Source organism: Sphaerisporangium rufum, from assembly GCF_016863395.1.
Lineage (GTDB): Bacteria > Actinomycetota > Actinomycetes > Streptosporangiales > Streptosporangiaceae > Sphaerisporangium > Sphaerisporangium rufum.
Genome location: NZ_BOOU01000054.1, coordinates 166,414 through 190,662 on the forward strand (window position 1 = coordinate 166,414; position 24,249 = coordinate 190,662).

Sequence of the window (24,249 nt, forward strand, 5' to 3'; positions counted from 1 at the left end):
TACAGCATGTGATCGTCCTACACGGGCAGGATCAGGCGAGCCTTGCCTTGCCGCTCGGCGTGGCCGATCGTGTACCACGTTCCGCCACCCTCGCTCCCCGATCGGGGAAACCCAATGACGAACTCGCTGCGATCGACCATCCACCGGTTGCGATGGAAATACGCCTCGGTCGAGGGATGATCAGGGTGGTCAAGCTCGATCAGCTCCTCCAGTCGTCCTTGCCGCCGAACGACGGCGACGGCCTGCCGCGCGTCGTCCGGTTGGCCGGCCAAGGTGCCAGGAACCACCACGACCAGTTCCGCCTCGGTCTCGGCGGCCAGCCAGAGCAGCGACAGCGAGTCGATGCCGCGCGCACCTCCGACGTAGAACCGCACGCCCGAAGCTGCGAACGGGAACAGCCACTCGCGGAACAGGGCCTGGTACTCACCGAGCGGCCGGTGATCGGTGGATCGGGTCCCGGTGATGGTCACCGCGCGAGGCACGAGCACCTCCCTGTCATCGGATGTCATCTGTACTGCGGAAGGTCATCACCCGTTTACTCGTTGTCATGATGACGCGACTTCACCGAACGGCCGCGCTCCTTACCGGACGCCGCCTCGACACGCGCACCCTGCCCGACTCCGCCGGCACATGCAACCTGATGATGAGCCTGCTGAAGGGCTCCCGCCACTTCGACTGCAGCGGTTGTCAGATTGTCGGCAGAAGAGCTGGACGAGGCGCGGCAACGTCCCCACGCAGCTCCCTCAAGGGCGGGTTGCATGCCTGAGAGCAGCCTCGTACCGGATGGCTGGTCGGCCTTCCGCTCGGACACCGGCCGCTGGTGGGCTACCCGCGACCGGCCCTTCAGCGAGGCCGAGTCGAAGACCGACGCGCATCGGACGGTCGATGCCGACGACAAGGCGGCGCTCACTCTGGAGATCGTCGAGCAGGAGAACCGGGCCGCTCAGGCGGTCTCATGAACGGGCCGGTGCTCCTAGAAGGCCGACCAGATCAACGGCGGCACGGTGTTCGCGCGGGGAGCGGCTCGTACCCGCCGGGCCGACAGATACGGGACATCGCGCGCAGCCCCCTACCGATGAAGGCAGATCCTCGATGACCACTTCATTGTTGCGACAGGTCGCCTGCGCCGGCGCAGTCGACCATGCCCTGCTCGAACACGTCCGCCACGAGGCACTGACCGTCCCCTCCGGATGGATGGCGGAATACGGTGAGTACCAGTCCGGCGGGTGGGAGACACTGTCGCTGCTCAACCGGACCGGCAGGGCCACCGACGTGACCATCACCGACTGTGAGCCCACCGAGACCGACCTGCTGGCGGCGATGCCCGCCACCCGGCAACTGCTCGCCGACCTCGGCCTGCACTTCATGTGGGCGCGGATCGCCCGGCTGGACGCCGCAGCGTACCTATGGGAGCACCGCGACTACGGCGAACTCAAGGATGTGGAACGGCACCGCCTCCACATCCCCATCGTCACGAGTTCCTCGGCGTACCTGGTCCTCAGCGGCTCGGCCGTCCACCTGGCCGCCGGTCACATCTGGCGGCTCACTCCGACCTACGCGCACGGCGCGTGCAACCGGTTCGGCCCCGCCCGCGTCCACCTGATCTTGGACTGCTACGCCAGTCCCGAACTCGCCGTCCTCACCCGCGACCAGTATTTGCCGGCCGGCAGCGTGCGTCCCCTCCCCCCGCTGACCGACGCCCTTCTGCGCCACCACGCCGCGCAGGCTCTCAGACTCGCTCAACTCGGATACGCCAAAGCAGCCGAGGAGCACCTGCTGCGGTTGTTCTTCGACCACACCCTGCCCGAAGGGCGCGCCTACGACCTGATCGCCGACATGTACGACGCCATAGGCCATGACGACGCCGCCGATGGCTGGCGTGAAAAAAAGGCCGTCCTGCTCGGCATCAACTGAAAGGAGGCCCATGTCCACCTGCACAGAGGCCATCGACCAACTCGCCGCCGTCAACCGACCCGTTCAGCTGGCGGTCATGGAGCGCATCGTCGAGCACCTGGCGGCCGGCCCTGCCGTCACCCACATGCTCGTCCGCGGTTCCATCGCCCGGGGCACCTCCGACCGGCTTTCGGACGTGGACCTCGTCGTCGGCGTCGCCCCCACGGCGTTCGAGGAGTTCGTGACCGTCCATGACGCCCTGGCCTCCACGACCCTTGGCGCGATCATGCCGGGCTGGCCCGACACGATCGTGCCCCGGATGGGCGGCTTGGGCTATGTCCATCTGATCGAGCATGACGGCCGGCTCTACCAGCTCGACCTGTACCTCGCGCCGACCGACAAGATCGCCGCCATCACCAAGCTCACCCGCGGTCACCTCGTCTACCGCAACGACAAGGCCGGAGACCCCGCGCCTGACCCGGCCGTCGCCCCGTTCGTCGAGGCACGCCTGGCCGCCCCCCTCACCTGCGAACAGCTCATCGTCGAAGCCCTGGTACTCACCTGGATGATCCACAAGCGCATCCTGCGCGGCCAGCGGTTCATGGCCTACGCCGAGCACCACATGCTCGCCACCACTGCACGCACCCTGATCCGGACCGCCCTGTCACCGCGGAACGCGTTCTACGGCTGGTACCACCTCGACACCGACATCAGCGTCACCCCCATCGGCCGGTCCTGCCTCCGTGACCTGGAAGCCATGATCACCGCACCCTCCCTGCCGACCAGCGGGTCCCTGGCCGCTTCGCTGGAGCGGATCCTCACACTTGCCCACCGCGCCGCTCCGCAGGCCGTCGACGCCCTTCGCCTCTCGATCGAGGCTTATCGGCATCACCTCGAGCTGACTGACCTACCGTAGAGACATGCCCCTTCACGTCACCGGACGGCGAGCTAGCCACGCCGAGCAGGAGCGATCGAGGCCCAGCGCCCTCCCCCTGCTCGGCGTGATCGCCTGATCCGTCCGTACGTGTAAGGGGTACTTCCATGCCAGAAACCGACGACTCCAGCCATCCACCGCTCGGTGCCACTGCGATCCGCCCCGCCTGGGTGGAACTGCCCGAAGGTCTTCGCGAGTTCATTGCCGGCCGGCTCGGCGCGGACGTCGTCGCAGCTGAAGTCCAGGGCGGCGGCTTCACGCCCGGAGTCGCGGCCCGGCTGCGCCTCGCCGGCGGCGAGCGGGTGTTCGTCAAGGCCATCCCGGACGATCACGTCCTGGCAGCGAAGTACCGCACCGAAGCGCTCGCCGCCGCCCGGCTCCCCCGCGCCGCACCGGCCCCGCGCTTGCGCTGGCACGACACCGCCGCGGGATGGTTCGTCCTCGCCTTCGACGACATCCACGGCCGTCACCCCCGGCTGTCCCCCGGCTCGCCCGACATCCCCCTCGTCACCGCGGCGCTGGCCATCATGGGAGAGACCCTGACGCCCTGCCCCCTGGACGGCCTGCCACAGGCGTCCGCAGGCCGGGCCCGAATGCTACGCGGCTGGCGCGAGCTGGCCGGCGCGACGCCACCGGACCTCGGCGAATGGGAGCGGCACCACCTGCCCGCGCTCGCCGACCTGGAAGAGCTGTGGCCTGCCCACGCCGACGGCGACACCCTGGTCCACGGCGACATCCGCCCCGACAACCTGCTCATCACCCACCACGGCACGGCCTACGTCGTCGACTGGGCCCAACCCTGCCAGGGCGCCGCATGGCAGGACGTCACCGATCTCATCCCCCACATGATCATGGCAGGCCATACACCAGGAGCAGCGGAGAAGACGCTGGTCGGCATCCCCACCTGGGACCTGGTCCCGGCACACGTGATCACCAGCTACGCCGCCTCCTTCGCCGGCTACTGGACACGCTCCAGCCGCCTTCCCGCCCCACCCGCCGTCCCCCACCTCCGCGCCTACCAGCGCCGAGCGGCCGCCGCCGCCATCGCCTGGACGAAATACCGCACCGGATGGTGACGCGTCGCGAGCAGCGATCGCAGATCGACGCGTCCCATGCGATACCGGAGATCGAGGTCAACGACCTGCCGGCAACGGAGAAGGCGTTGAACCGGCGCGAGGGACTCCTGTCGTTGCCGGCGTACAGGACGACCAGGCTGATGCCGAGAACGGCCGGACCTGCGAGCAGACCAAGATCGGGGTAGCGTTCACCCGGCTGCGTACCCAGTGAGGTCGTCATCTCGATCAAGCTGCAGCGGACAACGGAGAACGGCGGCTCGGTGTGGTTGCGGCCGGCCAGGAGCGGCAGGGGGGTGGCAGAATGTGACCATGCGGCCACCCCGGGCAAGGTACTTCAACACCACCGGTCCCTGCGGTCCGCGGCTCCATTACATGCTGCCCCCCACGCCACGGCTTCCCGAGGCGCGGGCGCTCGTCGAGATGGACCGTTACTTCGTGGTGCACGCGCCCCGGCAGACCGGCAAGACCACCATGCTGGGCACCCTGGCCTCAGAGCTGACCGCCGAAGGCGACTTCGCCGCCCTGACGTTCTCCTGCGAGCGCGCCAAGTCGGCCGGCGACGATGTCGCCTGGGCGGAGTCCATTCTGCTGGAATCCCTGCGCGAGGCCGCCGCGCAGTCCGGATGGCCGGACGAGTTGCTACCGCCGGATTCCTGGCCGCAGTCCCCTCCGGGCACCCGCTTCGGTTCGGCGCTCAGCGCGTGGTGCCGCCGCTGCCCACGCCGGGTGGCGCTCCTCATCGACGAGATCGACGCACTGCAGGGCAACAGCATGGTCAGCATCCTCAGCCAGCTCCGCTACGGCCACAACGCGCGGCCTGAGGGCCATCCGTTCCCCGCCTCCGTGGTGCTGTGCGGGTTGCGTGACGTGCGCGACTACAAGCTCGCCTCCGGCGGCGACCCCGGCCCGTTCAACATCGTCGCTGAGTCACTGCGCCTGGGCGACTTCACCGCCGACGAGATCGCCGAGCTGTACGGCCAGCACACGCAGGTGACCGGGCAGGAGTTCGCCAAGGACGCGGTGGAGCGGATCTTCGAGCTGACCCAGGGACAGCCCTGGCTGGTCAACGCCCTCGCCGATGAGATCATCACCCAGATGGGGGTGACCGGCACCATCACCATCGGGCAGGTGGAAGAGGCCAAGGAGCGGCTGATCCGGGCGCGTGCCGTCCACCTGGACTCCCTGGCGGCCCGGCTACACGAGCCCCGGGTGAAGCGGGTGATGGAACCCATCGTCGCCGGCGGCACCTACATCGACCGCCACAACTCCGGCGACCTGGCCTACGCCCGCGATCTCGGCCTGATCACGCAGAAGCCCCCGCCGCAGGTGGCCAACCCGATCTACCGGGAGGTCATCCTGCGCGTGCTGGGCGAGCTGACCGAGCAGAACATCCACGCCGACCCGCACAGCCTCGTGCTCCCCGACGGCCGGTTCGACCTGCCCCGCCTGCTGGAGGAGTTCGTGGTGTTCTGGCGGGAGCACGGCGAGGTCCTCATCCGGCAGGAGGGCTACCACGAGGCCGCCTGCCAGATCATCCTGATGGCCTTCCTGCACCGCCTGGTCAACGGCGGCGGCTACCTCGACCGCGAATACGCCGCCGGCACCAAACGCCTGGACGTCCTCGTCCGCTGGCCCTACACCGGCCCCGACGGCGAACGGCTGATACAACGCGAAGCCATGGAACTGAAGGTGTGGCGACCCGGCACCGACGACCCGCTGCCCGAAGGCCTGGCCCAGCTCGACCGCTACCTCGACCGCCTCACCCTCACCACCGGCGTCCTGGTCATCTTCGACCGCCGCCCCGAAGCCCCACCCTGGAAGGAACGCGGCGACTTCGACCAGGCGACCACCCCGTCCGGCCGCCCGGTCACCGTCCTGCGCGCGTGACGCTCCTCGACCGACCTCGATCTCCACGCCGCCCCGTCCAACGCTCTGGACGACGCCCCTTCCCGTACGGCTGACCTGGACCGGCGACGGGCCGGGTCAGAGGTGGAGTTGGCGGGTGATGGAGGGGTCGGTGATGGCGGTGTCGCCGGCCAGCAGGAACGCCTTGGACAGGATGACCGAGAGCATGCCGCCGTCCTCCTCGAAGGGCAGGAAGACCGAGGCGGCGCCGCGGTCGTGGCCGGGGACGATGCACAGGTAGGCGTCGTTGGGCTCCATCAGAATGTTGCCCGACCCCAGGTGGATCCGGTACGTGCGCAGGTCGCCACGGACCCGCAGGAAGCGGTCGGTCAGCTCGGCCCGGTCGGCGATCTTCAGCCGGGGCAGCAGCCGGGCCAGCGCGTCGCGCCGGGTGCGGGCGGTCTCGGTGAGCTCGCCGAACCCGTAGGAGTGCCAGTAGTCCTCGTGCTCGGTGACCCGCCGCGGATCGAGGCCGATCGACGCGACGCCCACCGCCAGGTCGGCGTCGCGCAGCACCTCCGACAGCACCAGCGGCGGGACCTCCGCCAGCGGCACGCCCGCGTGGTGACCGTCGTCGTAGCGGCCGGGGGCGTTCTCCGCCCGGTGGAAGGCGATCCGGTCGCTCCGGCAGAAGGAGGCGGTGCCCCACTGGTCGGCCTCCGGGTCGCCGGTCACGTTCATGCCCCAGTGGGCCCGCCACCCGGACAGGTGCTTGACCGCCTCGCCCTGGTCGCCGCCGCACTCGTAGTCCCAGTGGCCGATCGACAGGCCGGTCCAGCCGCGCTGGTTCAGCAGGGCCTTGGCCTGGCCGTAGCGCAGCACGTGCCCGGTGAACCGTTCGGAGAAGGTCCCGGTGCGCTCCTCGGCGGGGGTCAGCAGGTAGACCTCGCGGAAGGCCTGCTTGTACGGCTGGCGGATCCCGTGCTCCAGCAGGTGGTCGCGCCAGGCCTGTACGTCCGCCGCGCTCTCGCGGATCGGGTGCCAGAGCCGGACCTGGCTGCCAGGGTCAGGCCGGACGCTGCGCCCCCACGGGTCGGTGAGTTCCCAGCCATCGGCGGTGTGGACGGGGATCCCGGCCGGCCCCTGCGAGGTCTGCCAGATCAAGGTGCGGGCGTACGGGCCGGTGACCGGGTGGTCGAGGAAGAACGCGGTCACCTCGTCCCAGCGCCATGTCCGTTCTTCCGCGAGCGCCCGCTCCAGCCGGAACCGCTCGGCGGGAAGCACCTGCTTCAGCTCCTTCAAGGTGCTCCTGAGCTCGGCCAGCGCGGGGTCCTTGCGGATGGCCTGCGGCGCCGTCTTGACGGTCTTCCCGGCTCCGTTGACGAACAGCAGGGCGGGGCCGTCTACGCCGAGCCGTACGCGGTGGTCACCGATCCGCTCCTCGCGCACTCCGTCCGGGCCGAGGCCGAAGTCCGGCACGGTGCGGTCCAGCAGCTGCTCGCGGCCCAGCCCGGCCGCCGTCGCCACCGCGTCCAGGGTGCGCGCCACGTTGGTCAGCACGGTCTTCTTGCGGACCTTGACCTGCAGCCTGGCCAGCGGCGCGACGGTGTCCAGGCCGCCGCGGCGGGCCAGCACGTGCACCGCCGCGTTGGCGAGCATCTCGCTGCGGGAGTTGGGACCCGATCCGCCGATCCCGGTTCCGCAGGTGAGGGCGACGTCGCCGAGGAGGGGGACCACCCACGGCTCGTCGAGCAGCGCGCAGGTCCACACCATGCCGCGCACCGGTACGGCGGTGCGTTCGTGCAGGAAGACGATCGTCGTCCACTCGTAGCCGTCGACCCGGTGGCTGACACGTTGCTCCCGGTGCGCCGTGACCAGGGTGAGGATCTCCCGGACGAGAGCGACGGCCTGCGGCGTCAGTAGATTCGCGGCGGTCTTCAGCCACCTGCCGCTCAGCTTGGAAGATCGGGCGGTGTTCCAGTGGTGCAGGATCGGCATGACCTCCGGCGCGGACAGGCGCGGGCCGTAGGTCTCGGCCAGGTGCCGGGCGAAGTCGTCGCAATCCCAGACGACGTTGCGCACCGCGCCGGCCGGGCCGTGCTCGGCGGGTTCGGTCAGCACCTCGGCCAGCTGCTCGTGCAGCGCGTCCCAGACCACCGGGTGGTTGCGGCGGAGCCAGTCCAGCTTGTCACCGAGGATGCTGCGACGGGCGATGTAGTCGAGGCGGCGGATGGCGGCCAGCGGGACGCGATACAGCTCCGCGTAGTCGGTGTGCTTCGAGGCCATCAGCACGTCGGCGACCAGCCAGAGGTGCCGGACGTCGGCGACCTGCCACGGGATGTCGGCATCGGCGACGAGCCTGGTCAGGCTCAGGACTCGTTCATCGTGGTGGTGACCGCCGTCCGGGCCGAGATTGAGCCGCATCTGCGCCCAGCGGCCGAAGATCCGCAGGTCCTCTTCCACCCCGGGTAACCCGTCACCCGCGGCGAAGGCCGCGTCGAACCGGGCAAAAGCGTCAACGGCCGGCTGGTCGAGGTTGTGAACGTTCCCGTAAGCGCGCGGGAACTCGGCGAGCACCCCCATGTCAGCCTCCGACCAGCGGGACGAGCTTGATGAAGGACACCACCGGGTCGGTGGTCAGGTCGATCACCTCGGACAGGTCCTCGATCTGGCGGTCTCCGACCAGCAGTACGAACCCGTTGTGCTGGAAGGCCCGCTCGGCGATCTCGGCCTGCCTCTCCCAGTCGATCCGGCGGCCGGCACCTGTCCGGTAGCCGTTCAGCGCCACCTCGGTCTCCGACGGGCGCACCAGGCCGGTGAACCTGGCCGACGGCGCGGCGTTGTGGCGGGCCACCTCTTCCCGGACGCGCAGCCGTACCAGCTCGCGGGCCGAGATGCGCTCCGGAAGAGCGGGCAGCTCGAACTCGGCCAGCGGTTTCCCGGTTGCCGTCTCATCTCGAAAGGTGACCGTCGCCATCGCACAGCTCCATGAGTCAACGAAGCATTACGCGATAACCGATATCAGGCAGGGCCGACAAGAACCTGCGGCCTGGCCGTCAGCACCGTGACCAGGCGTCACCCTCGGTGGCGGTACCTTCGCAACGCCATCCTGTTCAGCGTCATATGCGGCGTTCCTCGCGGATGTCCACGCGATGACCCGGCGTGCGGCGGCCTGCCACCTGGTACTCGCCTGCCCCACCGGCCAGCGGCTCACGGCGTGGTTCGGCCTACCGGCCAGGAGCGTCCGCTGATCCAGCGAGCCCGGCAGACGGGATTGCGCGGCATCCCTGCCGAAGACGGTCGGCCCGGTGGCGGCGCTGGTCTGACCAGACGGTGCGGCACGGCGCCGCAGGAACCGGCCGGGTGGTCTCAGAGCTTGACGAGCTTGGTGTAGGGGGCGCTGATGCGATAGTTCTCCGTCCCGAAGCTGACGAGAACCGCGACGTCGTCATCGACGCCGATGACGCGGCCGAGGCCGTACTTGTCGTGGCTCACCAGGTCCTCTACGACGAAGTGCTCGAGAGGCGGCGGAGGGGGCGTCGGAACGTTGAAGGGGCTTCCGGGCAGGGCTCGCCGGGCTGCGGCTGGGTTGCGTTTCATTCATCCCAGTATGCGGTCTGCAGCCACATAAATCGAGCCAAGCGCGCCCGCCGTGATCGTACCGCCACCCGAATCACCCCCTCATCAGCCGGCGCACCAGGGAACACGCGGCGTCCAGCGCGATCGGTGAACCGGGGCGGGCCAGGTCCGGATCGGTGCCATCTCAGGGCTTAGTGGTCCTCGTAGCTGGAGCGGCTGGGACGCCGCCGCCGGCGGCCGCCGGTTTGTGCGGGGACACGTCCCGGTCCGAAGGTTTCGGGCGTTCTATGCGGGTGGGGTTACCGCGGACGAGTTCGTCGTGGATGTGCCAGCGGGCGGTGGTGACGGCGCGCTCGGCCGCCGCGTCGCCCTGCTCGATGCGCTCGCGCAGCAACCGCATGGCGATGCCACGGTTGAGGCTGAACTGCCGCTCGGTGTCGACCACGACGACGATCCCGGTGGGCCGGTGGGTGGCCCGTACCGCCGTGCTGGCCTTGTTCCGATGCTGGCCGCCGGGGCCGCCGGTGCGGCAGGCGACGATGTCGACGTCCGCTTCGGCGAACGTCGTGCGCGGGGCGTCGACCTGGCACGGCCGGGCGATGACGTACCAGTTCTTCCGGCCGGTGCTCGCCCGGTAGGGGCTGGGTGCCTGCCAGCACAGGGTTCCGGTCCACGAGGCGGCGAACGTCTCGGCGCCGGCTCCGGTGATCCGGACCATGACCGACCGATAGGTGCCGGGACGGTCGCCGGGGACGTCATGGATCCGCCGGGTCTCCACGTTCCGCCGGCCGGCGTCGGCCTCCAGGCGGTGCAGCAGCTCGGCCAGCGCCCAGGCGCACTCCCGCGGGCCGCGCCCGGCCGACAGGAGCAGGTGGACGCTCACGCCCGGCCTCGCTTACGGCGGTGGTCCCGCCGGTCCCGCTGGTCGCGCTGGTCGCGCTGGTCCCGCTGTTCGGGCGTCTTGTAGGTGACCAGCGGGACGGTGGTGGCCACCGGGGTCGCCAGATCATGCTCGACCAGGTCGGCGATGACCTGCTCGATGCGCTTGTACGCCGTCGGCGCCTCCTCGAACAGGAGCTGGCGATCGCCGCACACCACCACCGATCCCACCGGCGTGCGGCGCAGCTCCTCGACCGTGTGCTTGGCCCGGCCCCGGCGCAGGGCGTCCGCGCGTGACATCTTGCGGCCCGCGCCGTGCGCCACGGAGTGGCCGGCGTGCGCCCCGGCGTGCGCGGCCACCAGGTAGGACGGGGTGCCTCGGGTACCGGCGATGAGCACGTCGCGGCCGTCACCCGGCGCCGCGCCCTTTCGGTGCAGGTAGATCCCGTCCCGGATCTCCACCAGGTTGTGGCACTGATCGACGATCGGCTCGGCGGGCTCGAACCCCAGCGCGTGGGCGACCCGGGCGGCCAGCAGCCGCCGGTTGAGCGACCCCCACCGTACGGCGTCGTCGTGTTGAGCCAGGTAGTCGCCGGGATCGGGGGCGGGGCCTGCGCCGTGGACCTCGGTGTGGGCCCGCAGGATCCGCTCGCCCAGCCCCCGGGAACCGCTGTGCACGACGAGAACCAGGTCGCCGGCGGCGAGCTCGAGCCGGCTCGCGTGGCCGGGGTCGAAGATGGTTCCGATCCGCGCCAGCTCGACGAAGTGGTTGCCCCGGCCGACCGTGCCGAGTCCTTCGAGGTGACCGGCGGGAATGTCACCCTTCACCACGGCCCAGGCGGGGTCGTCGGCGTCCCGCTCCGGGTCGAGCGCACGATCGAGGTCGGGGAACCGGGCGGCCAGCTTCTCGGGTACGGCGCGCTTCAGCCTGACGGGGAACACCGCGATGCCGCAGCCGATGTCGGACCCCACCAGGAACGGATACAGGACGGTCGACGCCATGGCGGCGCCGATGGGGGCGCCCTTGCCGGGGTGCAGGTCCGGCATGGCGGCGACGTGCACCATGCCGTCAAGGGCGGCTACCTGATGGCACTGCGCGACGGCATCGGACTCGATCCAGCTCGCGGGCGAGGCGAACACGGTCACGCCGGCCGTCCCCGTGGACGGGGGGTCCGGCCGGGCGGGTTGTTCGGACAAAGACCCTCTCTTCGCTTGAACGGGTATGGGCGCGTGGAATTACGGCGCGAATCGGCGCCGCAACGTCTGGGAATGGCGGGTGCTGTATGTCAGCACATCCACGGTTCCCTGCCCCGCCCTCCGCGGCAACCGGTTTTCGCCCGACCGGCCCCGGCGGCCGGGCGGTCCTCGACCGCGGTATCTGCTGCCGGTGGCGCCATCCGCTACCACCCGAAATGGCGGATCTGCGGGACTTTTCGCAGCTGGTCCGCGCGATAAGGTGAAGCCGTCCGCTTGCCACCTTGCCGGCCGAGCCGCTTTGGGAGTCATGCCCGATGAGCCGTCCACCTGAATGGGTCGGTAGCTCGGCGTCCTACCTGTCACCTCGCGGCGACGGGCAGGCGGACGCCTGGTCGGAGGAGCTCGCGGTGACCGGGAGGTCGGGTTCCCAGCGGCTGCGCGAGGTGGCCGAGGTCGTGCCGCCGGCCCAGGTGGCCGAGGCCCTGCGGTTGCGCGGCGGCGAGGCCGCCGTGGTCCGGCGGCGGGTCATGCTGGTCGAGGACCGTCCGGTCGAGCTCACCGACTCCTACTACCCGGCGTCGGTCGCCGCCGGCACCGGTCTCGCCGAGGCGCGGAAGATCCGGGGCGGCGCGCCGACGCTGCTCGCCGGGCTCGGCTACGTTCCCGACGAGGTGTACGAGGACATCTCGGTCCGGCCGGCCACCGGCGAGGAGGGTGAGATCCTTGAGGTGGCGGCCGGCACGCTGGTCGTCGTGCTGTTCCGGGTCGTGTTCGCCGCCGGTCACGTGCCGTTCGAGGCGTCGGTGATGACGATGCTCCCCGAGGGACGCCACTTCCGCTATCACTTCCGGACGAGCTGATCTCATGGCCAAGAAGCCCGACGGCCGGCCGCGGCACCAGCAGATCGCGGCCGAGATCCGTGCGCTGATCATGTCCGGCGATCTTCCGCCCGGCACGCGCCTGCCGACCACCCAGCAGCTCATGGCGCGGTACAGCGTCACCAGCCAGACCGTCCAGCGCACCCTCAACGTGCTCAAGGACGAGGGCTTCATCGCCGGACGGGCCACGGGAGCGGTGGAGAAAATCGGTCGCCGGGTAGCGAACGGGTCCACGAGACTGGCGCGATGTCTGATGGGGAGCTGTCCGGGGCGGTGCTGGACTGGGTGGTAGGGGTCTGCGGCGGGAAGGTGCGCGGGGTGCGGGCGCTCGCGGGGGGGACGCACGCCGCGACGCACCTGGTCCGGCTGACCGGGCCGGACCCGGAGGTGGTGCTGCGCCGATACCCCGCCGGCGACGACGCGGCGTACCGGGAGGTGCGGGTGCTGTCCGCACTGGACGGGCTGGACGGCCTGGCACCACGCCTGGTCGGGGCCGATCCGGCGGGTGAGCGGTTCGGCGAGCCCGCCGTGCTGCTGTCCCGGCTGCCGGGCCGGGCGGACATCATGCCGGCCGACCCGTTCGGCTGGGCCGTGCAACTAGGCCAGGCGCTGGCCTTGATACACCGCGCGCCGGTCGCGGCGGGCGGGTTCCGGGACGCGGTGACCGAACTCCCCAACATCGCCCGGCGGGCCGGCGGCGAGGTGCGGGAGCGGTGGGCCGAGCTGGTCGCGGAGCCGCGGGTGCTCACGCATTTCGACTACTGGTCGGGCAACGTGCTGTGGGCGGACGGACGGCTCACCGGGGTGGTGGACTGGTCGGGGGCCTCGGTGGCGCCGCGCGGGTTCGACGTCGGCTGGTGCCGGCTGGACCTGGTGCTGCTCCATGGCACCGACGTCGCCGACGCGTTCCTGCGCGCTTACCAGGACGCCGCCGGCACGGCGGTGCCGCACCGGGAGCTGTGGGATCTGTTCGCGCTCCAGCGCTCCCAGGGCGAGGTGGCCGGGTGGCTGCCGAACTACCGCGATCTCGGCCGTACCGACTTGACCGGCCAGGACCTCACCGACCGCCACGCCACCTGGCTCGCCACCTGCGGACCGAGAACCAGGAGGGCTGGTACCGGGGACAGCGGGGAAAACCGGGCGAGACGGCCCTGCCACCCCGGCGCCTGATCCAGAGCTTCATCGGCCCGCCGAGCAGACGTGGCGTCGCGGGCACGATCGAGCGTCTCGTACCGCGCTGAGCCTTCAGGTGACGGCCCCATGAAGCGGACGCACAAGCGATCGTGGTGGTCGGTCCTGGCGCCGGCAGGCAGTGCGTCCAGCGCGTCGACCGTGACGGCGAAGGCGCCGACCGCCACCGCCCCTTCCTCCGGCATCAGGGACACCCGTCGTCTGGCACCGTGGCCCAGGCGGGGGTGCCGGCGTCCCGCTCCGGTTCGAGCGCCGCGATCGAGTTCGGGAACCGGGCGCCCGGCTGCTGGTATGGCGCGTCGCGGAGTACTCAGCACGTCCCGCCCGCGACGGTCCACCGGCCGGCCAGGGCCGCCTCGACCTGCCTGGCCAGCCCGTCGAAGTGGGCCAGCTCGCCGGGATCGTAGCGTCGCTCGCTGAAGTGGCGGCGTACCCGGGCCAGCTGGTCGGCGATGGCCGGACGCTGCGAGTGGGCGGTGCACCACGCGAGGTCTCGCAGCATGGACAGCAGTTGCGCGAGGACGGCCGGGTCGTCCCCGCCGTAATGCCGGGGCTGCTGGATCGCCAGGTCGAGCAGGTCGGCGAAGTCGGGCCGGCTCAACACCACCCGGATCCGGTCGTGGCCGTCCGTCAGCAGCCGGGGCCCCAGTTGCCGGCCGGCCAGCTCACAAAGCAGAGATGAAAGGTGTCCAAGTGCGTGCACGGCCGTGGTCGGGTCGTTGATGCCCGGCGACAGGGCGCGGACGGCCACGTCGACGATCTGGCGGATGCCGTAGGTCAGGTCGTGTGCCGCGCTGCGTTCGGGACGGTTGTCGATCGCCTTGGCCACCTTCGCGGCCAGATCCGTGCCGGTCTCGCCGGACAAGGAGTCGGCGGTGCGCGACCAGGCCACCCCGGCCGGTGTGCCCGCGATCAGCAGGCTTCCCGGGCAGCAGTCGAGGTAGACGACCGCGTCGGCCTGCACCGCGGCCGACAGCAGCGCCTGCTCGTCCACGCGCACCACGAAGCCCGACGAGGGTGACGGCAAGGGCAGGGCGCCGGTGGGCGGGACCGGCACGGTGCTCCCCGCGGAGTCGGACGCCTCCTGGCGTGGGGGCAGGATGCGGCGGACGGTCTTCTCCGCATCCGCGTGCACCTTGCGCAGCAGGCTCTCGACCCTGATCTCCTGGGCCAGGTGGGCGAGGAACATGACGAGGGCCAGCACGCTCACCAGGGCCAGGACGAAGCCCGTGGTCACCGCGACCTGCGGTACGAACAATGCCTGTTGTTCGTCGGGCGCGCGGACGGTGCGCAGCACCGTCAGCGCATAGGTGAAGGTGGCCAGGAAAAGCGCCAGGGTGAGCTGGACCAGCCGGTCAGCGGAGAAGGTGCGCAGCAGGCGGGGAGAGTATTGGCTGCTGGCCAGCTGAAGGGTGACCACGGTCAGCGAGAAGGTCAGCGAGGTCACGGTGATCAGTGACCCCGCGATGGCCTCCAGCACGCTGCGGGCCGCATCGGCGCCTCCGCCGAACAGGTAGCCGGCGAGCCATGCCGGCAGGTCGTCATCGATTCTCGCGTCCACCCGCGCCAGCCCCACCCCGGCGGCGACGGCGAGCCCCACTCCGACGGACGGCAGCAGCCACAGCTGCGTTCGCAGCGTGTCACGCAGGACCCCCAGCCTGCCCCACAAGCTCTGAAGCCCCATCACCGGTCCTGTTCCCGCCGTCCTTCACGTTCCACCAGCGCATCACGAAACGATGGCATCCGCGGACATGACACGCTCGTGACGGCCTGAAGTATCCGCGCTCGTGGACGCATGGGTCCGGTCAGCCGCCTCCGCCGGCCGCGCCTGCAGCGCTCCCCCCACCGGGCGGTGACTGAGATCTTCACCTGGCGTTCCGCCGGTGGCCGGTCGGTGCGGGGCGGGGCGCCACCGCACCGACCGGGGAGCGCCGGTCAGCCTACGGCGCAGGCGTCCTTGTTGAGGGAGAAGTGGCTCGGCAGTGACGCGTCGCCGGTGTGGTTGGCCAGGTAGCCCATGGTGACGCTGGCGCCGGGGGCGATGGCGCCGTTGTGCGCGGCGTTCGTCGCGATGACGACGTTGCTGCCCTGGCTGAGGTCGGTGTTCCAGTCGGAGACGACGGTCTGCCCCGGGGCCAGCCGGAAGAACAGGTTCCAGCCGTCGATCGGCTTGGTGCCGGTGTTGGTGATGGTGAGGTCGACGGTCATGCCGGTGCCCCAGGTCTGCGCCTTCACCTTGACCCGGCAGGTCGGCGCGGCCCGTTCGAACGACACCCGGTGCAGCCCGCCGGGCAGGTCGTTGACGACGTAGAACTCGCCGCTGGGGGTGGCGCCGAACGCGGTGACCTGGGTGGGCATCTGGCCGAGCTCGCCCCAGGTGTAGCCGCCCTTGCCGTCCTCGCGGAGCGCCCACGTGGTGGAGGAGCAGTAGTCGGTGGCGATGTAGGTGCCGCCGACCAGGTCGGCGTACTGCCGGCCGCGGTAGACCAGTCCGCCGATGACCGCGCAGCCGCCGGTGTAGGGCGAGTAGGTGAAGACCGGCTTGGTGTACTGGACGTCGGTGCGGCACTGGCCCTGGTCGAAAACCTCGAGTCCTTCGTAGCAGGACCAGCCGAGGTTCGCGCCGGCCTGCTTGCCGGCCTTGAGGTGGTCGATCTCCTCCCACCGGCCCTGGCCGACGTCGCCGATCCACATCGAGCCGTCCGCCTGGTCGATGGAGAACCGCCAGGGGTTGCGCCCGCCGTACATCCAGATCTCCCCGCGGGCGCCGGCGCGGCCGACGAAGGGGTTGTCGGCGGGAATGCAGTAGGGCAGCGAGCCGCAGGCCCGCTTCACGTCGACGCGCAGGATCTTGCCGAGCAAGGTGTCCAGGCGCTGCCCGGAGTCGAAGGGGTCGCCGGAGCCGCCGCCGTCGCCGATGCTCATGTACAGGTAGCCGTCGGTGCCGAAGGTGAGCTGGCCGCCGTTGTGGTTGTTCTCCTGGGAGTGCTCCTGGGAGAGCAGCGGCTCCAGGCGCTTGTCGTCCATCCGGTAGCGGGCCAGGGTCACCGCGCTGTCGGGCAGCGCGGTGTACGCCAGGTAGAGGACGTGGCTCTGTGCGAAGTCGGGGGCGAGGGCGATGCCGAGCAGCCCACGCTCGTTGCCGGATTCGTCGACCGAGGCGGTGATGTCGATGATCGGGTCCGCGGCCAGGCCTGTGTCGGGGTGGTAGACCCGCACGGTGCCGCGCTTCTCGACGATGAACAGCCGGTTCGTCCCGTCGTCGGGTGCGGCGATGGCGACCGGGCGCCGCAGGCCGAAGGCGACCTGGGTGGTGACCACGTTGATGTCCGTCAGCGGCACGGTGGCGGCCTGCGTGCCCGACGCGGCGGCCGGGCCGGCGGCGGGTGTCGCCGCGGCGACCGGTGGAAGGGCGGTCATGGGGGCGATCAGCAGCAGGGACGTGGCGAGCAGTGCGCGGGCCGCCCAGCGATTTCCTGACATGTGGCTCCAGAGACGGGTTTCGTCGGGGTCTGGAGCGCGTCCGCGCTCGCAACCCGCCCGATCCGGCCGCATACCCCGGCGTAACGACCGGAGTGCGACACCGACCGAACAGGTTCGATGCCCTGACACGCCCGACCGGACGGTACCGGTTCGACCGCCGTCGCAACCAGACCGGCGGCCGCCGCGCACGTCCACGGCGGCGACGACGGGCCGCCGTGGCGACCTTCCTCCGCCGTGACCAGGGTCGATGAGAAGGCCTTCCGGCCAGGCCGTCACCCGGTCGCATGAAACGTACATCGCCCGGGAGCCCCGCCCGCCGCTGGGCGGGGTGCCCGAACGGGTCGGGCGGCCAGGCCACCCAGCCGGCCCGCCGGCGTCGTTGACCTGGCTGGAAGAAGTAGTTCACCTCCACGAAACCCAAGGTGGGGGGTGCGCTGGATAGAGTCCGGGCATCTTCGGCCACGTTGATCCATTCATCGGTACGGCGGCGACCGACCTGCCCGCGGGGCGCGGTCTGGCCGCCACCTGGTGGTGGCCGAAACCGCAGGTGGGCAACACCCACCCCGGGGCCACCTCGCCGCTTGGCATGGTGTCCGCCTGCGCCTACTCGGGCGCCTACCCCACCGGGTACGGCCGGTACGCCAAGAGCACCGAGGGCGTGCCCGAGGAGTTGTTCGACCGGCTGCAGGCGTCCGGGTTCACCCATTTCCAGCAGTCCGGTACCGGGGCGATCCGCAAGTATTACAACTACGTGCGGGTCACCCCGATGGTGCAGCCGCTGGACGTGCTCGGCGACGCCTGGCCGCTGCACGAGGAGGTGGCCGAGCCGGGGTACTACGCGGCGACGCTGGACACCGGGGTGCGCTGCGAGCTGACGGTGGGCGCCAAGGTGGCCGTGCACCGGTACACCTTCCCCGAATGCGGCAGTGCCCGGGTGGTGGTGGACCTGTCCTGCGGCGGGCTGGCGATCGAGCTGGGCCGGACGGTGCCGCTGCGGGCGCAGGTGGAGAGCATGGGCCACGGCCGGGCGCAGGGCACGGTGGTGATGGAGGGCGTGCCGCTGTCGGTGTACCTGGAGGTGGACAGCCCGGGCTGGCGGCAGATGCTCTGGTACGACCGGCGGCTGGTGCACGGCGGCACCCGGCTGGACTTCGACAGCATCCGGCACACCACGCTGCGCCCGTTCGGGCTGATGTTCATGGGGCCGGCCGCCGCCGGGCAGGCCATCGAGGTGCGACTGGGGTTTTCGCTGCGCGGCTGCGACCAGGCGCGGGACAACCTGGCGCGCGAGTGCGGCCAGGGCCGGCCGGCGTTCGACGCGGTGCGCACCCGCACCCGGACGCGCTGGGGCGCGCACCTGGACCGGGTCCAGGTCGAGGGCGGCACGCCGGCCCGCCGCACGGTGTTCGGCACCGCGCTGTACCACGCGCTGATCAAGCCGTGCGTGACCGACGACGAGAGCCCGTTCTGGCCGGCGTCCGGGCCGTACGCGTTCGACGTGTGCACCATGTGGGACATCTACAAGACCCAGCTGCCGCTGCTGGCGGCGATCGCGCCGGACCGGGCGGTGGACCTGCTGGAGTCGCTGATCCGGGTGTGCGAGGAGGAGGGCAACTTCCCGATCGGGTACCGGATGGCGCGCGGCGCGGACCGGTTCTTCCGGCAGGGCAGCGCGCTGGTGCACACCGCGCTGGCCGACGCGCACGCGCTGGGCCGGGCGGGCCTGGACTGGAACTGGGCGCTGGTCCACATGGTGGACGACCTGCGCCGGCTGTACGGGGAGGACTTCTTCGAGCACGGGGTGGTGCACCCGATCTCGCACACTCTGGACCTGGCCTACGCCCATCACTGCACCGCCCAGGTGGCCCGGGCGCTGAACGACCGGCGGCTGGCCGAGGACCTGGCGGAGCGGAGCCGGCAGTGGGCGAACGCGTTCGACCCGGCCACCGGGCTGCTGCGCGACTCGGAATTCTACGAGGGCGGCAAGTGGAACTACTCGTTCCGCCTGCTGCACGACATGGCGGCGCGGATCGCGCTGGCCGGCGGCGACCAGGCGTTCGCCGGGATGCTGGACCGGTTCTTCGGCTTCGGCGCCGCGCCGGTGGTCCAGCCCGGCCGGCGGCCGGCGGTGGCGGAGATGGCGGCCGGGTACGCGCTGAACCGCTTCGAGGGGCTGAACAACGAGCCGGACATGGAGGCGCCGTGGGCCTACCACTACGCGGGCCGGCCGGACCGGACCGCCGAGGTGGTGCACGCGGCGCTGACCTGGCAGTTCGGCACCGGGCCCGGCGGGCTGCCGGGGAACGACGACTCCGGCGGCCTGAGCTCGTGGTACGTCTGGGCGTCGCTGGGGCTGTTCCCGGTGGCCGGGCAGAACCTGTTCCTGGTGAACGCGCCCGCCTTCCCGCGCAGCGTACTGCGGGTCGGCGGCGGCGAGTTCGTCGTGGAGACCAGCGGGCACCGGGAGACGCCGATCGGCGCCGACGGCCTCGACCGCGATCCGCCGGTGCGGTACGTGCAGTCGGCGACGCTGGACGGCGAGCCGCTGGCCGCGGCGTACCTGAGCGCGACGACCGTGCATCGCGGCGGGCGGCTGCACCTGCGGCTCGGGCCGGAGCCGTCGGCCTGGGGACGACATCCGCGCCCGCCGTCGCTGTCCGATCTCCCCCCGAACCCGGAGGAACCACGATGAACCACCCCCGCCGCCGGCTCGTCATCGTGGTCCGCGCCGACCCGGTGATCTGCGGCCATTCCGGTGAGGCGCGCAACCTGGCCGAGGCCGCGCTGACCCGCGGGTTCGACGACGTACGGCTGCTGACCTGGCCGGTGCCGGCGCTACGCGCGGCCGGACTGCCGCTCAAGCCGCTGGACCGGCTACTGCCCTACAGCCCGGGGATCACCGTGGAGCGGCCGGAGCCGGTCGGCGACTACCGGGTGCCGGACGGCCGGTTCCAGGCCGGGCTCACCGGGCGGCTGGTCGAGTTGCTCGCCGAGCCGGTGCCGACGATCTGCCTGTCGATGTACCTGGCCCCGCACACCTCGGTGGTGGTGGAGGCGGTGGCGGCGGCGCGGGCGGCCGGGTTCGCGCCGGAGGTGCACACCGTGGCCAAGGCGGTCGGCTCGGACGTGACCAACGTGATCGCCTCGTGCCTGCGGGACGGGCGGTTCGGCGCGGCGACCGTGCTGTTCACCACGTTCCTGGCCAACGACGAGGTCGTCGCGGTGTCCGAGTACACCCGGCAGGAGATCATCGGCGCGGCCGAGCAGGTGGACGCGCACTGCGGCACCGCGTTCGCCGAGGAGTGCCGGCGCCGGGTGACGGTCAGCTACCCGCCGATCGACTCGGCCGCCTTCCTGGACCTGGATCCGGCCGAGGTGGACGCGGTGCTGGCCCGGCGCGGCCTGACCCGGGACGGGTACGTGCTGTTCCTGTCCCGGGTGACCCGGGCCAAGGGGATCTACGATCTGCTGGATGCCTTCGCCCAAACCCGCTGCCGGTCGGCGGTGAAGCTGGTCGTCGCGGGCACCGGGCCGGCGCTGGACGACGTGCGGGCGCTGGCCGGGCCGGACGAGCGGATCATGCTGCTGTCCGACGTGGACGACGCGGAGAAGGCGGCGCTGATGCGCGGGTGCGCCGCGTACGCGCTGCCGACCCGCCCCGAACCGGACTTCGTGGAGACGTTCGGCATCGCGCTGGCCGAGAAGATGCTGTCCGGCGGCGGCCCGATCGTCACCACGGTGACCGGCGGCACCGCCGAGGCGGTCGGCGACACCGCGGTCATCGTCGACCCGGGGGACGTCGCCGGGCTGGCCGCCGCGCTGGACCGGGTGGTGCTGGACATGCCCGCCGCCGAGCGGCAGGCACTGGAGCTGCGGGCCCGGACCCGGGCGATGGACTTCGACCGGGCCGCGGTCTTCGACGGGCTGTTCCCTCAGGTCGCCTACCGGCCGGCCGACCCGCACGACGCCGCCGAGCTCCGCTTCGGCTGAGCCCCGCCGTCGCCCGGTACGGGTCCGCCGCGGCGGGTCAGATCAGGAAGGAGAGCGGGTAGAGCGCCGGCACCGCGACGGCGATCAACGCCCGCCACCGCCGGTCGATGCCCGGCGAGGTGGCGAGCGCGGCCAGCGGGTAGGCGACCGCTGCTGTCAAGATCCCATAACTCGTACCTGCCACCTGCGCATTTACCACTGAAATGGTGGCCGATAAGCCGATATTCGCCGTAAATCGGATGGCGATACGTCGGGCGCATGCTCATTCCGGCCTACCAATGAATTGCGGAGGCGGAGCATGGAACTGGCCGGCTGGGACACGGTCACCGCGGTGTCGATCGAGGCCGTCAACCGGATGCTCGCTGCGCGGCCCGGCGAGCTGATCGACGAGTTCGCCTTCGCCGGGGACACCTTCGGCACCCGCTACCAGGGCTCGGGCACGCTGGACGCCTGGCGGATCCTGCCCGGCCGGACCGGTGACCTGCTCACCCTGGCGCTGCCGATCGGCCGGGGTCAGGTCACGGCCGGTCCGGCCACGGCCGACCTGGCCGGGCTGACCGCGGTCGTCATGCTCTCGCTCGACCTGCTCCCCCGCGACGCCGCAACCGGCCCGGGCCCGGCCCGGCTGGTGTTCGCGCTGGGCAAGGCCGCGCGGACCGGGGACGACCCGGTACCCGGCGCGGTCACCCCGGTGGCGCTGACCGGCCCGGCGGCATCCCTGGACCGGCTGGGCGATCTCGGCCGGCGCATCGTGCTGAACGGCATCGCCACGGCGCTGTGCGAGCGCGCCAAGGTGCTGTCGTCGGTGCTGGCCGAGGTCGACCTGGTGCCCCCGGGCTCGGCCGACCCGCTGGCGCCGGTGCACCCGGCGTACGTCTATCTCAGGCCGTCCGAGCGGGACGCCGGGCACCTGGCGGTGCTCGGCACCCGGAGCACCCGGGATGCCGGCGGCCTGCCGCGGACGGTCGACCCGGCGCTACTCAAGGCGGGCACCGAGGTCGCGTTCGCCATGTCGGCGGAGAGATTCCTGGCCGCGGTGGTGCTGCCCGGCCTGCCCGAGGTGTTCGGCGGCGACGCCTCGGCCGCCGACCTGGTCTGCGTACCGGGCCGCGGCGAGATCCGGGAGACCGCCGCCTTCGGCATCCGGCCGGTGAAGGAGGGGGCGATCTGGTACACGCCCCGGGTGACCTACCTGTCGGCCCGGGTGGTCGGCGGCGACCTGGCGGTCCGGGTCGAGGGCGACTGCGACCTCAAGGCCGGCATCTCGATGACCTACTGGGTGACCGGGCGGTCGCGGCTGGTCTTCGACCCGGCGGCCGGCACCATCGCCTTCACCCCGCACGGAACCCCGCAGAGCGGGTCCACCGCGGACATCCCCCTGTGGTTCGTGCTCGGCGGGCCGCTGGTCGAGGCGATCACCCGGTTGGTGGTGACGATCATCACCGATGACCTCACCGCCGTCCTCGGCTCGCGGCGCGGGCCGGCCGGGCTGGAGCGGTGGAGCGGCCGGGCCGTGCGGTGGTGCGGGGCCCGCGCCATCGCCGTCGAGCGGGCCGAGCTGGACGGCGGGTTCGCGGTCGGCGGCCGGCTGGCCTGACCGCCGTCCACCACCCGGCCCGCCGCGGACGTGCGCGGCGGGCCGGCCATGAACATCCGGCCCGGATCCGGGCCGATCATCATCGATCTCGTGAGGAGAGCCATGACGCTCCAGGTACCGCTCGGTTTCGACCAGGACCGGCTGCTGCACCTCGAACTGCGCGACGCGCGCGAGGTCGCCGGCCGGGACACGCCCGGCGCGGCCCGCGTCCGGACCACACGGGCCGCCTCCAACGTCACCTTCCACACCAACGGCTGGGACACGACGTTCGCCGTCCGGCTGACCGACGTCAACCGGGCCATCGCCGCGCGCGGCACCTCCCCTGAGAAGTGGGACGCCCGGATCCCGGCGTCGGTCTTCAGCGGCGAGATCGACGGCACCGGCACCTTCGGCGCCTGGTCGCTGGCCACCGGCGCCGGCTCCGGCACGAACGTCCGCATGCACCTGCCGTTCACCGCCACCCTGACCAGCAACGGCAACACCGTCGAGGTCACCGGCGGGGTGGCGTACGCGCTGGTCCGCCTGCTCTACCTGCCCGACTCGGGGGAATCCGGGCCGGGGGCGAAGGAACTGCGGATCCGCACCAAGGGCGGGTCCCTCGACGACCCGGTGGTCGAGGTGTCCGCGGTGACCTACACCTCGCCGGCGCGCAGCGACGGCCTGGACAACGCGCTGAAGCAGCTGCTGCAGCAGTGGTGCGACGCCAACCTCGCCAGGTTCGAGCACGTCTTCGCCACGGTCGACATCGGCGCGGCGGAGTCGGCGGCGGGCGGCGCCTTCGCCTGGCTCAAGCCCACCTACACCGCCTACGCCTACGCCGACGCCAAGGACGCCGACCACGCGCTGCTCGGCGTGCTGTGCATGACCGAGGGCCGCGACATCGACGGCACGCTGGACGAGCTGGCCGCCGGAGCGCTGCCGGCCGGAGCCCGCGCCGGGTTCAGCATCTCGGCCGAGCGGTTCATGACCAAGATGGTGCTGCCCGCCGCCGCGAGCCACTTCCCCACGGCGGAGAAGGGAACGTTCGCCGTCGCCAACAACGCCAGCGAGATCGTGTCGACCCGGACGGTGGCGCTCGACCCGGTGCGGGTCGCCCTGATCGACTACCACCCGCAGATGACGACCTTCCAGGTCAGCCTGGACGAAACCGAACTGACCACCTACGCCTACGTGAAGACCAACATCTCGCCGGGCATCGACGCCTACGCCGAGGTCACCTCCTACGCGACGCTGGCGCTCGGCAAGAAGGCCGACGGCACCCAGGCGCTGACCTTCGTGGAGACCCGCCCGCCCCGGGAGAACAGCTGGTCCACGGTGGCGCCCTGGGTCCAGGGGACCGAGATCGCGGCCGACGTGATTCTCGCGGTCGCCGGCCTGGTGGCCTCCGGCGTGGCCACCGCGGGCAAGCGGCTCATCATCCGGGTGGTCATCGCGATCGTGGCCGGCGGCATCATCGGCGCCATCGCGGCGGTGCTGGAGAAGATCCCGGAGTGGATCTCCGGCGCCGTGCCCGACGCGCTGCCTCCGCTGGACGCGCTGGTCGAGGGCGCCACCTCCCCGATCGCGTGGAACAACGCCGGCAAGGAGTTCACCTTGACCTCGGTGGTCCTCAACGGCGCCCTCCAGCTGGGCGGCGACCCGGGCTTCGGCGGCTGAGCGGCCCCGTCCAGGACGGGTACGTGCTGTTCCCGTTCCGGATGACCCGGC

General features: G+C 71.4%; 21 protein-coding genes. 12 read left to right on the forward strand and 9 right to left on the reverse strand.

From position 1 onward, the window contains the following. Window positions 1-17: 17 nt before the first annotated feature. On the reverse strand, window positions 18-509 hold the full coding sequence (locus Sru01_RS20405; protein ID WP_203988858.1) for a hypothetical protein: 492 nt from the start codon (window positions 507-509) through the stop codon (window positions 18-20). Between the two features lie 249 nt (window positions 510-758). Here Sru01_RS20405 and Sru01_RS20410 point away from each other — a divergent pair, with 249 nt between their 5' ends. From Sru01_RS20410 to Sru01_RS20430, 5 genes are all read left to right on the forward strand, one after another. Continuing rightward, a complete protein-coding gene (locus Sru01_RS20410) occupies window positions 759-959 on the forward strand; it encodes a hypothetical protein (protein ID WP_203988860.1) in 201 nt (66 codons plus the stop codon). A 133-nt stretch (window positions 960-1,092) separates the two neighbouring features. Next, window positions 1,093-1,914 carry an aspartyl/asparaginyl beta-hydroxylase domain-containing protein gene (locus Sru01_RS20415; RefSeq protein WP_203988862.1) on the forward strand — a complete coding sequence of 274 codons (822 nt, stop codon included), beginning with the start codon at window positions 1,093-1,095 and terminating at the stop codon, window positions 1,912-1,914. A 10-nt stretch (window positions 1,915-1,924) separates the two neighbouring features. Further along, window positions 1,925-2,809, forward strand: coding sequence for a nucleotidyltransferase domain-containing protein (locus Sru01_RS20420; protein WP_203988864.1), 885 nt, complete (start codon window positions 1,925-1,927; stop codon window positions 2,807-2,809). A gap of 125 nt (window positions 2,810-2,934) precedes the next feature. Next, on the forward strand, window positions 2,935-3,903 hold the full coding sequence (locus Sru01_RS20425; protein ID WP_203988866.1) for a phosphotransferase: 969 nt from the start codon (window positions 2,935-2,937) through the stop codon (window positions 3,901-3,903). A 309-nt stretch (window positions 3,904-4,212) separates the two neighbouring features. Then, a complete protein-coding gene (locus Sru01_RS20430; RefSeq protein ID WP_203988867.1) occupies window positions 4,213-5,790 on the forward strand; it encodes an ATP-binding protein in 1,578 nt (525 codons plus the stop codon). Between the two features lie 96 nt (window positions 5,791-5,886). Here the strand turns inward: Sru01_RS20430 and Sru01_RS20435 are convergent, their stop codons facing one another. The 5 genes from Sru01_RS20435 to Sru01_RS20455 all read right to left on the reverse strand — a co-directional run bounded on the left by Sru01_RS20435 (window position 5,887) and on the right by Sru01_RS20455 (window position 11,352). After that, window positions 5,887-8,331 (reverse strand): DUF4132 domain-containing protein, encoded by a 2,445-nt coding sequence (locus tag Sru01_RS20435; RefSeq protein ID WP_203988868.1) that lies wholly within the window; start codon window positions 8,329-8,331, stop codon window positions 5,887-5,889. Between the two features lies 1 nt (window position 8,332). After that, on the reverse strand, window positions 8,333-8,725 hold the full coding sequence (locus tag Sru01_RS20440; protein WP_203988869.1) for a hypothetical protein: 393 nt from the start codon (window positions 8,723-8,725) through the stop codon (window positions 8,333-8,335). Window positions 8,726-9,117: 392 nt separating this feature from the next. Then, window positions 9,118-9,348: a hypothetical protein gene (locus tag Sru01_RS20445; protein WP_203988870.1), complete on the reverse strand. Its 231-nt coding sequence runs from the start codon at window positions 9,346-9,348 to the stop codon at window positions 9,118-9,120. Window positions 9,349-9,511: 163 nt separating this feature from the next. Continuing rightward, entirely contained in the window at window positions 9,512-10,210 is a 699-nt protein-coding gene (gene prfH / locus Sru01_RS20450; RefSeq protein WP_203988871.1) for a peptide chain release factor H, read from the reverse strand. Further along, window positions 10,207-11,352, reverse strand: coding sequence for an RNA ligase RtcB family protein (locus tag Sru01_RS20455; protein WP_239137593.1), 1,146 nt, complete (start codon window positions 11,350-11,352; stop codon window positions 10,207-10,209). The genes prfH and Sru01_RS20455 overlap by 4 nt, the downstream gene beginning before the upstream one ends. Before the next feature lie 365 nt (window positions 11,353-11,717). On the opposite strand from Sru01_RS20455, the gene Sru01_RS20460 reads away from it, so the two are divergent. Genes Sru01_RS20460 through Sru01_RS20470 form a run of 3 tightly spaced genes read left to right on the forward strand, consistent with a single transcriptional unit; the run spans window position 11,718 to window position 13,451 of the window. Then, window positions 11,718-12,263, forward strand: a complete 546-nt coding sequence (locus Sru01_RS20460; protein ID WP_203988872.1) for a UTRA domain-containing protein — start codon at window positions 11,718-11,720, stop codon at window positions 12,261-12,263. A 4-nt stretch (window positions 12,264-12,267) separates the two neighbouring features. Further along, window positions 12,268-12,573 (forward strand): GntR family transcriptional regulator, encoded by a 306-nt coding sequence (locus tag Sru01_RS20465; protein WP_239137594.1) that lies wholly within the window; start codon window positions 12,268-12,270, stop codon window positions 12,571-12,573. Further along, the gene (locus tag Sru01_RS20470) at window positions 12,528-13,451 is read left to right on the forward strand and encodes a phosphotransferase family protein (RefSeq protein ID WP_203988873.1); all 924 of its coding nucleotides are present in this window, start codon (window positions 12,528-12,530) and stop codon (window positions 13,449-13,451) included. The genes Sru01_RS20465 and Sru01_RS20470 overlap by 46 nt, the downstream gene beginning before the upstream one ends. A gap of 331 nt (window positions 13,452-13,782) precedes the next feature. Here the strand turns inward: Sru01_RS20470 and Sru01_RS20475 are convergent, their stop codons facing one another. Both Sru01_RS20475 and Sru01_RS35765 read right to left on the reverse strand, forming a co-directional pair. Further along, a complete protein-coding gene (locus Sru01_RS20475) occupies window positions 13,783-15,156 on the reverse strand; it encodes a DUF2254 domain-containing protein (RefSeq protein WP_203988875.1) in 1,374 nt (457 codons plus the stop codon). Between the two features lie 251 nt (window positions 15,157-15,407). Continuing rightward, complete coding sequence (locus tag Sru01_RS35765) at window positions 15,408-16,955, reverse strand: PQQ-dependent sugar dehydrogenase (protein WP_239137595.1); 1,548 nt, start codon at window positions 16,953-16,955, stop codon at window positions 15,408-15,410. A 451-nt stretch (window positions 16,956-17,406) separates the two neighbouring features. On the opposite strand from Sru01_RS35765, the gene Sru01_RS20485 reads away from it, so the two are divergent. Together Sru01_RS20485 and Sru01_RS20490 are read left to right on the forward strand one after the other, a co-directional pair. Then, complete coding sequence (locus tag Sru01_RS20485; protein WP_275412193.1) at window positions 17,407-19,647, forward strand: GH92 family glycosyl hydrolase; 2,241 nt, start codon at window positions 17,407-17,409, stop codon at window positions 19,645-19,647. Next, window positions 19,644-20,945: a glycosyltransferase gene (locus Sru01_RS20490; protein ID WP_203988877.1), complete on the forward strand. Its 1,302-nt coding sequence runs from the start codon at window positions 19,644-19,646 to the stop codon at window positions 20,943-20,945. Before Sru01_RS20485 ends, Sru01_RS20490 begins: the two co-directional genes overlap by 4 nt. Window positions 20,946-20,982: 37 nt before the next feature. Here the strand turns inward: Sru01_RS20490 and Sru01_RS36275 are convergent, their stop codons facing one another. Further along, a complete protein-coding gene (locus tag Sru01_RS36275) occupies window positions 20,983-21,105 on the reverse strand; it encodes a hypothetical protein (RefSeq protein WP_275412191.1) in 123 nt (40 codons plus the stop codon). A gap of 138 nt (window positions 21,106-21,243) precedes the next feature. On the opposite strand from Sru01_RS36275, the gene Sru01_RS20495 reads away from it, so the two are divergent. Both Sru01_RS20495 and Sru01_RS20500 read left to right on the forward strand, forming a co-directional pair. Further along, window positions 21,244-22,542: a TULIP family P47-like protein gene (locus Sru01_RS20495; RefSeq protein ID WP_203988879.1), complete on the forward strand. Its 1,299-nt coding sequence runs from the start codon at window positions 21,244-21,246 to the stop codon at window positions 22,540-22,542. A 102-nt stretch (window positions 22,543-22,644) separates the two neighbouring features. Continuing rightward, a complete protein-coding gene (locus tag Sru01_RS20500; RefSeq protein ID WP_203988882.1) occupies window positions 22,645-24,198 on the forward strand; it encodes a TULIP family P47-like protein in 1,554 nt (517 codons plus the stop codon). Window positions 24,199-24,249: the final 51 nt, after the last annotated feature.

What these genes read in the sequence shown, in the direction of transcription:
- Sru01_RS20405 (WP_203988858.1), bottom strand. Translation starts at nt 509, where the DNA reads ATGACATCCGATGACAGGGAGGTGCTCGTGCCTCGCGCGGTGACCATC.
- Sru01_RS20410 (WP_203988860.1), top strand. Translation starts at nt 759, where the DNA reads ATGCCTGAGAGCAGCCTCGTACCGGATGGCTGGTCGGCCTTCCGCTCG.
- Sru01_RS20415 (WP_203988862.1), top strand. Translation starts at nt 1,093, where the DNA reads ATGACCACTTCATTGTTGCGACAGGTCGCCTGCGCCGGCGCAGTCGAC.
- Sru01_RS20420 (WP_203988864.1), top strand. Translation starts at nt 1,925, where the DNA reads ATGTCCACCTGCACAGAGGCCATCGACCAACTCGCCGCCGTCAACCGA.
- Sru01_RS20425 (WP_203988866.1), top strand. Translation starts at nt 2,935, where the DNA reads ATGCCAGAAACCGACGACTCCAGCCATCCACCGCTCGGTGCCACTGCG.
- Sru01_RS20430 (WP_203988867.1), top strand. Translation starts at nt 4,213, where the DNA reads ATGCGGCCACCCCGGGCAAGGTACTTCAACACCACCGGTCCCTGCGGT.
- Sru01_RS20435 (WP_203988868.1), bottom strand. Translation starts at nt 8,331, where the DNA reads ATGGGGGTGCTCGCCGAGTTCCCGCGCGCTTACGGGAACGTTCACAAC.
- Sru01_RS20440 (WP_203988869.1), bottom strand. Translation starts at nt 8,725, where the DNA reads ATGGCGACGGTCACCTTTCGAGATGAGACGGCAACCGGGAAACCGCTG.
- Sru01_RS20445 (WP_203988870.1), bottom strand. Translation starts at nt 9,348, where the DNA reads ATGAAACGCAACCCAGCCGCAGCCCGGCGAGCCCTGCCCGGAAGCCCC.
- Sru01_RS20460 (WP_203988872.1), top strand. Translation starts at nt 11,718, where the DNA reads ATGAGCCGTCCACCTGAATGGGTCGGTAGCTCGGCGTCCTACCTGTCA.
- Sru01_RS20465 (WP_239137594.1), top strand. Translation starts at nt 12,268, where the DNA reads ATGGCCAAGAAGCCCGACGGCCGGCCGCGGCACCAGCAGATCGCGGCC.
- Sru01_RS20470 (WP_203988873.1), top strand. Translation starts at nt 12,528, where the DNA reads ATGTCTGATGGGGAGCTGTCCGGGGCGGTGCTGGACTGGGTGGTAGGG.
- Sru01_RS20475 (WP_203988875.1), bottom strand. Translation starts at nt 15,156, where the DNA reads ATGGGGCTTCAGAGCTTGTGGGGCAGGCTGGGGGTCCTGCGTGACACG.
- Sru01_RS35765 (WP_239137595.1), bottom strand. Translation starts at nt 16,955, where the DNA reads ATGTCAGGAAATCGCTGGGCGGCCCGCGCACTGCTCGCCACGTCCCTG.
- Sru01_RS20490 (WP_203988877.1), top strand. Translation starts at nt 19,644, where the DNA reads ATGAACCACCCCCGCCGCCGGCTCGTCATCGTGGTCCGCGCCGACCCG.
- Sru01_RS20495 (WP_203988879.1), top strand. Translation starts at nt 21,244, where the DNA reads ATGGAACTGGCCGGCTGGGACACGGTCACCGCGGTGTCGATCGAGGCC.
- Sru01_RS20500 (WP_203988882.1), top strand. Translation starts at nt 22,645, where the DNA reads ATGACGCTCCAGGTACCGCTCGGTTTCGACCAGGACCGGCTGCTGCAC.